Below are 753 nucleotides of genomic sequence, written 5' to 3'. Positions count from 1 at the left end.
GCACCACCCGTATCCGGCTCTTCGAGGAATGCCTCGCCCTCCTCCTCGGCCGCCCCGCCGCCACCGAGTCCCTCGGGCTCGACCCGTTCACCGCCGTCGTGGTCGAGACGGACGGCGCCATCGAGCAGGTCGACTCCCTCAAGTCCGCCTACGAGGGCGCCGCCGCCACCGGGCTCGACGTCTTCGCCCACTCCTTCGACACCGCGCTCGCCCACCCCGGCGTCCGCGCCCGGCAGGCGGGCGCCGCCGCGCTCGCCGCCGAGTGCCGCGCCTGCCCGCTGCTCACCGTCTGCGGCGGCGGGCACTACGCGCACCGCTACCGCGCGGGCGACGGCTTCGCCCACCCCTCGGTGTACTGCGCCGACCTGAAGAAGTTCATCCGCCACGTGGCGGTCGCCCTGGACCGGGCCGCGCGGGGAGCGCCCGGCGAGCCGCGACCGGCACCCGTCCCAGGAGCCAGCCGATGACGCGCGCCGTCCCGCCGTCCGTACCGCCTTCCGGCCCGTCCGTCCTTCCCTCCGCCGTCCCGCCCTCCGTGCTCGGCGAACTCGCCAGGACCGAGGGCGGCGAAGCGACGCTCGACCACCTCGTCCACGACCAGGCCAACCGCAGGCTCCTGCTGCTGCGGGCGCTGCTCGACACCGTCACCGACGCCTCCTCGGCGCGCGTCGCGCCCGCCGAACGCCGCCGCGCCGCCGCCGACTGGGCCCTCCTGGAGGCGGCCGAGGCCGCGAGCCCCGAGGCCGCCGCGCA

At 77.3% G+C, this 753-nt stretch carries 2 pseudogenes; both read left to right on the top strand.

Going from position 1 to position 753, the window contains the following annotated elements:
* A pseudogene (locus G3I42_RS24660) lies at positions 1-467 on the top strand (FxsB family radical SAM/SPASM domain protein); the annotation flags it as partial.
* Positions 464-753 (top strand): annotated as a pseudogene (locus G3I42_RS24655) (radical SAM protein); the annotation flags it as partial. The pseudogenes G3I42_RS24660 and G3I42_RS24655, both read left to right, overlap by 4 nt.

It is taken from the genome of Streptomyces sp. SID11385 (assembly GCF_010548245.1).
Taxonomy (GTDB): Bacteria; Actinomycetota; Actinomycetes; order Streptomycetales; family Streptomycetaceae; genus Streptomyces.
The sequence above is the reverse complement of the archived record's forward strand: the minus strand, read 5'-3'. Positions and strand labels throughout refer to the sequence as shown.